The 7,118-nt window shown below is 41.6% G+C and carries 4 protein-coding genes; 3 read left to right on the forward strand and 1 reads right to left on the reverse strand.

Annotation, left to right across the window (positions count from 1 at the left end; translation table 11 throughout):
* Positions 1 to 69 precede the first annotated feature (69 nt).
* Complete coding sequence (gene gcvP / locus G500_RS0103495) at positions 70 to 2,976, reverse strand: aminomethyl-transferring glycine dehydrogenase (RefSeq protein WP_027001579.1); 2,907 nt, start codon at positions 2,974 to 2,976, stop codon at positions 70 to 72.
* 277 nt (positions 2,977 to 3,253) lie between these two features.
* Here gcvP and G500_RS0103500 point away from each other — a divergent pair, with 277 nt between their 5' ends.
* The 3 genes from G500_RS0103500 to G500_RS0103510 all read left to right on the forward strand — a co-directional run bounded on the left by G500_RS0103500 (position 3,254) and on the right by G500_RS0103510 (position 7,014).
* Entirely contained in the window at positions 3,254 to 5,074 is a 1,821-nt protein-coding gene (locus G500_RS0103500) for a hypothetical protein (RefSeq protein ID WP_086047797.1), read from the forward strand.
* Positions 5,075 to 5,225: 151 nt separating this feature from the next.
* A complete protein-coding gene (locus G500_RS0103505; RefSeq protein WP_211220127.1) occupies positions 5,226 to 6,011 on the forward strand; it encodes a hypothetical protein in 786 nt (261 codons plus the stop codon).
* Entirely contained in the window at positions 6,004 to 7,014 is a 1,011-nt protein-coding gene (locus G500_RS0103510; protein ID WP_211220128.1) for an Rpn family recombination-promoting nuclease/putative transposase, read from the forward strand. Before G500_RS0103505 ends, G500_RS0103510 begins: the two co-directional genes overlap by 8 nt.
* Positions 7,015 to 7,118: the final 104 nt, after the last annotated feature.

Raw genomic sequence — 7,118 nt, forward strand, 5'->3', positions numbered from 1 at the left:
TTTTTATGTTAAAGATGAAAGCCTTGCAAGGTAGGAACGACCCTGCAAGGCAGATATAGATTAAAATTCTTAATTCGCTTCTTCGGCATAAGCCTCCAAAGGCAAACAGCTGCATATCAAATTTCTATCACCATAGGCATTATCGATACGGCTTACACTGACCCAGAACTTGCGCTCGCGTACCCATTCCAAAGGATAAGCCGCTTTCTGACGGCTATAAGGGTAGTGCCACTCGTCTGCCAATAGGAGAGCCGCCGTATGAGGCGAATTTTTCAAGACATTGTTTTGTGCGTCTGCCTTGCCTTGTTCTATTTCAGCAATCTCCAAACGAATGGCAATCAGGGCTTCGGCAAAACGGTCTAATTCTGCCTGTGTTTCGCTTTCGGTAGGCTCAATCATCAGCGTTCCTGCCACAGGGAAAGATACCGTTGGGGCATGAAAGCCGTAATCCATTAAGCGTTTGGCGATGTCAGTTACTTCAATATCGGCAGTTTTTTTGAAGTTTCTACAATCCAAAATAAATTCGTGTGCGCATCTGCCATTTTTGCCCACATAAAGAACAGGATAGTGTCCTTCTAGTTTGTTTTTGAGATAATTGGCATTGAGAATGGCGCGTTCGGTGGCACGTTTCAAACCCTCGCCGCCCATCATAGCAATATAGGCATAAGAGATAAGCAAAATAGAAGCCGAGCCATAAGGCGCAGCCGACACAGGGTCTATGCCTGCTTCGCCGCCTGTGCCAATGATAGGGTGAGAAGGCAGATAAGGCGCAAGGTCTTTGACAACGCCGATAGGTCCCATGCCCGGACCGCCGCCCCCATGCGGAATACAAAACGTTTTGTGCAAATTCAAGTGGCACACATCTGCACCAATATTGGCAGGACTTGTCAAGCCTACTTGGGCGTTCATATTCGCGCCGTCCATATAGACTCTGCCGCCAAAATCATGTATCGTCTGACAAATTTCGCGAATCGCCTCCTCGAAAACGCCATGCGTAGAAGGATACGTAACCATCAGGGCTGCTAAGGTATCTTTGTATTTTTCAGCCTTTTGGCGCAAATCGGCTACATCAATATTGCCGTTGTCGTCGCATTTGACCAAAACAACCTCCATGCCTGCCATCACTGCACTGGCGGGGTTTGTGCCATGGGCAGAGGTAGGAATCAGGGCAATGTTTCGGTGCGAATCGCCCCTTGCGATATGATAGGCGCGAATGGTCATCAGACCTGCATACTCGCCCTGCGCTCCCGAATTGGGCTGCAAAGAAACGGCATCAAAACCTGTCGCTTGACAGAGCCATTTTTCTAAGTTTTGTAGAATAATCTGGTAGCCTTTTGCCTGTTCTAAGGGTGCGAAAGGGTGCATGCCACCAAACTCACGCCATGTAACGGGTATCATTTCCGTCGTCGCGTTGAGTTTCATCGTACAACTGCCCAAAGAAATCATCGAATGAACCATAGAAAGGTCTTTATTTTCCAAACGCTTCAAATAGCGCAACATTTCATGTTCGGTACGATGGTTTTTAAAGACAGGGTGTTGCAGATAATCTACGGCTCTTTGTGGCGCAATTTCTACATTTTGGGCTGCCTGCGCCAAATCAAAAGTGGTAGCGGATTGGGTAGCCGTTTTGAAGATGTCGAAAATAGTCTGCAAATCGCCTACGGTTGCTCTTTCGCCAAAAGCAATGCCGATATTTCCATTTTCGTAATAACGGAAATTGAATTGTGCCGCCTCAGCCGCCTCTCTCACTTTGGCTTGCAAGGCAAGGTCGGTATTATGAAGGGTGAGGGTATCGAAATAATTTTGGTGCAAAACTTTCATACCAAACTTTTCTAAATCTAATTTTTCCAAGCCGATTTGGGTAAGTTTGGCAAAACCATGCAGACGCTCTGCAATTTGGCGAATCCCCTCTGCCCCATGATACACACCATAGGCGGCTGCCATTACAGCCAAAAGCACCTGCGCGGTGCAGATATTAGAAGTTGCCTTTTCGCGCTTGATGTGCTGCTCGCGCGTTTGTAGTGCCATGCGATAGGCAAAATTGCCTTGTGCATCTTTCGAAATGCCAATAATTCTACCTGCAATTTGGCGTTTGTACTCATCTTTGGTAGCAAAAAATGCGGCATGAGGACCGCCATAGCCCATAGGCACACCCAGACGCTGCGCCGAACCGAAGGCTACATCTGCACCCAAAGTGCCTGCCGAAGGCAAAAGTGCTAAGGCTAAAAGGTCAGTGGCAAGGGCTACACGTACCTTGTTTTCATTGGCGGCGGCGATAAAATCGGTGAAATTATCTACCTTTCCTTCTGTGTCGGGATATTGTAAGATTGCCCCAAAAAGGTTGGCATTGGTCAAATCTACTTTTTTCCAATCGCCGATAAGCAATTCTATTCCCAAAGGCTCTGCCCGATTCTTCAAAACGGCTATCGTTTGGGGGTGGCACTTTTCCGACACAAAAAACTGGTTTGCATTTTTCTTTTCTTTCGGAACGGTTACCTGCAAAAGGCGCAACGCCTCTGCCGCCGCTGTGCCTTCGTCTAAAAGGGAAGCATTGGCGATAGGCAAACCTGTCAAGTCGGTGATAAGGGTCTGAAAGTTAATTAACATCTCCAAGCGTCCCTGTGCAATTTCTGCCTGATAGGGCGTGTAGGCAGTGTACCAACCGGGGTTTTCCATGATATTGCGCAACACCACTGTCGGGGTCAGGGTTTCGTAATATCCCATGCCAATAAAGGAACGGAAGACCTGATTTTGGGCGGCAATCTGTTTGAGGTCGTCTAAAAATTCAATTTCTGAAAGCGGAGCGGGCAAATCCAGCGGCTTTTGCAGGCGAATATCGGCAGGAATAGTTTCAGCGATAAGCTGCTCGATGGAACTTGCGCCAATGGCAGCTAAAAGTGCCTGATTTTCAGCCACTTCAATACCGTTATGGCGTGCTTCGAAAGTAGTTTTGTGCGTATGGAGATTGATTTTCATTCGGGAGAATGCGCTAAGGGTGAAAATGCGTATTGAGGATACAAAGATACAATTTTTATTCGTTTTCTGCTTTTTGCAGCCTTCTTTGCGCATAAAATCTTTTGTAGGGTAGGAATGTTTGGCAAATGTTGGGAGTAGTTTCAGAGCCTAAGAAATGAAGGTAGTGAAAACAACAAATTTGAACAAAAAGCTCCTCACACAAATCGCGGCTTTTTTTTGCACCTATTAAAAATTAAGGTACATTTGTGGCAATAGACCTTTTTTTAAGAATCTTGATATGATGCAGCCAAACTTTTTCGTCGTTTTCCGCTCCCTGCTTTGGGCTTTGCTTGGAAGTGCCGCCTTGTTGTTTTCCGCCCCCCTTAGCTCTGCCCTTTACGGACAATCTACAAACCCGATGTATAATGCCGATTATCAGTGGCTTATAGAGCGTTATGAAATCAGGCAACGCAATTTTAGCCCTGTGCATTTTGGCGCAGTCAAACCTTATAGCCGTGAGGCGATAGGTATTTTTGTCGATAGCCTCTACCTAAAAATGGGGCAGCGCGATTCGAGCCAGCAGGCTTCGCAGGACAATTTTTCGGCTGCCGACCGCTTTAATTTGCAGTATTTGGCAATCGACAACCGAAGTTGGTCTAAGGTAGGCGATTCTACCTCCCGCAGCAAAAAAGCAATTTTAAAACATTTTTACAAGCATCAGAACGATTTTTTTGCTGTCCGAAACGAACACTATGCACAAAGGTTGGAAAAAGGAAGGTACGATTTCGACCTACACGTCAATCCCGTTCTGCACGTAGGAATCGGCAGAGATAATACACAAGATTATCTAAATTCTATCAATACGCGCGGCGCAGTCGTCTATGGTACTTTGGGGCGCAGGTTAGGTTTTTACACTTATTTGGCGGAAACGCAGGCGGTTTTTCCTGCATACGTCAAGCAAGTAGTGGATTCTTTGAGCCTACTTGCCGTCGATAATATGGTTGTCCCCAATGAAGGTTTTGCCAAGCGTTTCAATGAAAATGGCGTAGATTTCCTTCGCGCACAAGGCTATATCCAATTCAAAGCCTCGCCCTTTGTAGAGGTGCAGTTCGGACACGACAAGGTATTTATCGGAAATGGCTACCGCTCGCTCTTGCTTTCTGATTTTGCCGCGCCGCATTTATTTTTGAAGTTACAGACCCAATTTTGGCGACTCAAATACACCAACATTTTCAGTCAGATGAATGCCGATGTATTGCGAGCAAGCTCTTTATATCCCAAAAAATTCTTTGCGCTGCACCATCTTAGTTTGAATCTGACCAAAAATTTAAACATTGGCATCTTTGAAAGTATTGTCTATGGCAGGCGCGACCAATCCAATGGTTCTACTTTGGAGTTGGGTTATCTCAATCCGTTCATTTTCTATCGCTTTGTAGAGCAGGGGTTGGGCAGTTCGGATAACGCCTTTTTAGGTTTAGATTTCAAATGGAATTTTGTAAAAAACATGCAATTATATGGGCAACTGGTCTTAGATGAGTTTGTCTTAGATGAGGTTTTCGGAGATACGGGCTGGTGGGCAAACAAGCAAGCCGTACAAATTGGGGCTAAATACGTTGATGCCTTCAAAATTTCAAACCTCGACCTGCAAGCCGAAATTAACTGGGTGCGCCCCTATACCTACACTCACTTTGATGTCTTGAATTTGTCTAATTATGTGCATTATCGCCAACCTTTGGCACACCCTTTGGGCGCGAATTTTAGGGAAATAATAGGCATTGTACGCTATCAGCCGCTTGCTCGCCTGCAAATTACGGGCAGGGCTTTTTATATTGTGCAAGGAAAAGACGGTGCAGGCGAAAATTGGGGTAGTAATTTACTTTTAGACAATTCTACCATACAACTTACCAACGAATACAACAACAGCATTGGACAAGGGCAGGCGACAAACCTTCTATTTTTGCGTCTTTCGGCTTCTTACCAACTGCGCCACAACCTTTTTATAGACTTCGAGCAAACGATAAGACGCTCTGAATCGGACTTAGCGCGTTTTACCAGCAATGCCGCCATCAGTCAATTTGCCCTACGTTGGAACATTCCGACGCGCAACTACGAATGGTAGTTTATTAAAACATAAAACCTATAAGATTTTAAAAATCTTATAGGTTTGAAAGGCTTTTACAAATTTTAATTACAAAAAAGTCAAAAAAACTTGCACCCTTTGGGGAAAAGGTGTAACTTGCGACGGATAAAAACGTACAAGGGATTGGGCTTTGAAAGTTGCTTCTGTGAATCTTATTATCGAAGGGGACAAAGCCTTTTGGATACGAAAAAATTTTGAAAAAGCGCAAGGAATTGCGTGTAACTGCATGTTGTGTGATATTATAAAAAACTATCGTAAATTGAAACTAATAAATACAATAGAACTTAGCCCGTATAACTATTCTGAAAAAGAGTATGAATTTCCTAATGGCAGTTCATCTGAACTGCCTGACGAATGGAATGAGTTTTGGTTAAGGTGTATTTTAGATAAAAATATAGAAAATTTAAAAGCAATCAAAAAAAGTTCTTATTTGGTGGATATTGAAACAATTAATGATAGAGAACTTGAAGAAATTATTAAAAATGAATTGAAAGAAGTTGAATTAGATGATTTTGAAGAACAAGTTAGTAGAATAAAAGGTGGTATATCAATCATTGAAAATGAAATTTTAATAATCGAACCAACCTGCTGCGGAGACATAGGTAATCTCAACGAATGGGAAAATATTTTTGAGAATAAATCAAACACTTGGCATCAATTATGGGTTGGACACCCTTGGTTATTTTACAAAAAGGAAAAAGGTTGTGTTGGATTTTCTGATTATACAGAATTAAATTTTGAAGATTTTAAAGATATAAAAATAAAACTTCAATTTTCTGAAGAAGAACTGAAGAAAGAAATATTAAAAATTAGAACTGGACAAAATAATTTTGAAAATAGAATCCGTAATATCCTAAATAAAATGGGAATAAATAACTGTGAACGAATAGCGAAATTAATGACAGGAAATGCATAAAATAACAGCACACAACATCAGTTTAGAAAAAGATGGGGCTGACGAGCAGACAGATGCTTTTGAAAATAAAAAGCAAGCTCCCACTTTTGGAACTTGCTTTTTCTTTTTTTCGTATCTTTGTGAAAAACAGAAAACCATGAGCAAAAGACTAATCCGCTTCGATTGGGCAGTGAAAAAACTCCTTCGCAACAAGGCTAACTTTGTTGTGTTGGAAGGTTTCCTATCCGAACTTCTTTTTGAAGACATCAAAATTCAAAAGATTTTGGAAAGCGAGGGCAATCAGGAAACCGAACAAGATAAGTACAATCGCGTCGATATTTTGGTGCAAAACGCTAAAAATGAGCTTGTTATCGTAGAGATTCAAAATACTTACGAAATCGATTATTTCCATCGCATGGCGTATGGGGCTTCAAAAGCTCTAACGGAAAATTTGAGTTTGGGGCAGTCTTATTCCGAAATCAAAAAAGTAATTTCTGTCAATATCGTTTATTTTGATTTAGGACAAGGTAAAGATTATGTCTATAAAGGGACAACTAATTTTCAGGGTCTGCACGAACACGACCTTTTACAACTTTCAAATAAACAAAAAGAAACTTTTACCAAACAAAATATATCGGATATTTTCCCCGAATATTACATTATCAAAGTAAATCAATTCAATGATGTAGCCAAAGATACTTTGGACGAATGGGTATATTTTCTAAAAAATAGTGAAGTAAAAGATAATTTTAAGGCAAAAGGTTTGGCAGAAGCAAAAGAAGTTTTAGATGTTATGCGTCTGAATCAAGAACAAACTTATGGCTACAATCGCTATTTGGATTATTTACACGTAAAGGCAAGCGAAGCACTTTCTTTGAAAGTTGAGGCAGAATGGAGGGCTAAACAAGAAAAAGCGATTGAAATTGCGAAAAACTTGATTTTATTAGATTCTGATAATATTTTTATAGAAAAAGCAACAGGCTTAACTATTGAACAAATAGAAGACTTGCGTAATGAAAAATAACATTTTTTCAATAGAGTTTATGAACGGAATTTTGTTATCTTTGCGTTGTTTTACGCTTTTATTTTTCTAACATGTACAATTCCTTGATAATCAGCGAGTTACAA

Source organism: Hugenholtzia roseola DSM 9546, from assembly GCF_000422585.1.
In the GTDB taxonomy this organism is placed as follows: domain Bacteria; phylum Bacteroidota; class Bacteroidia; order Cytophagales; family Bernardetiaceae; genus Hugenholtzia; species Hugenholtzia roseola.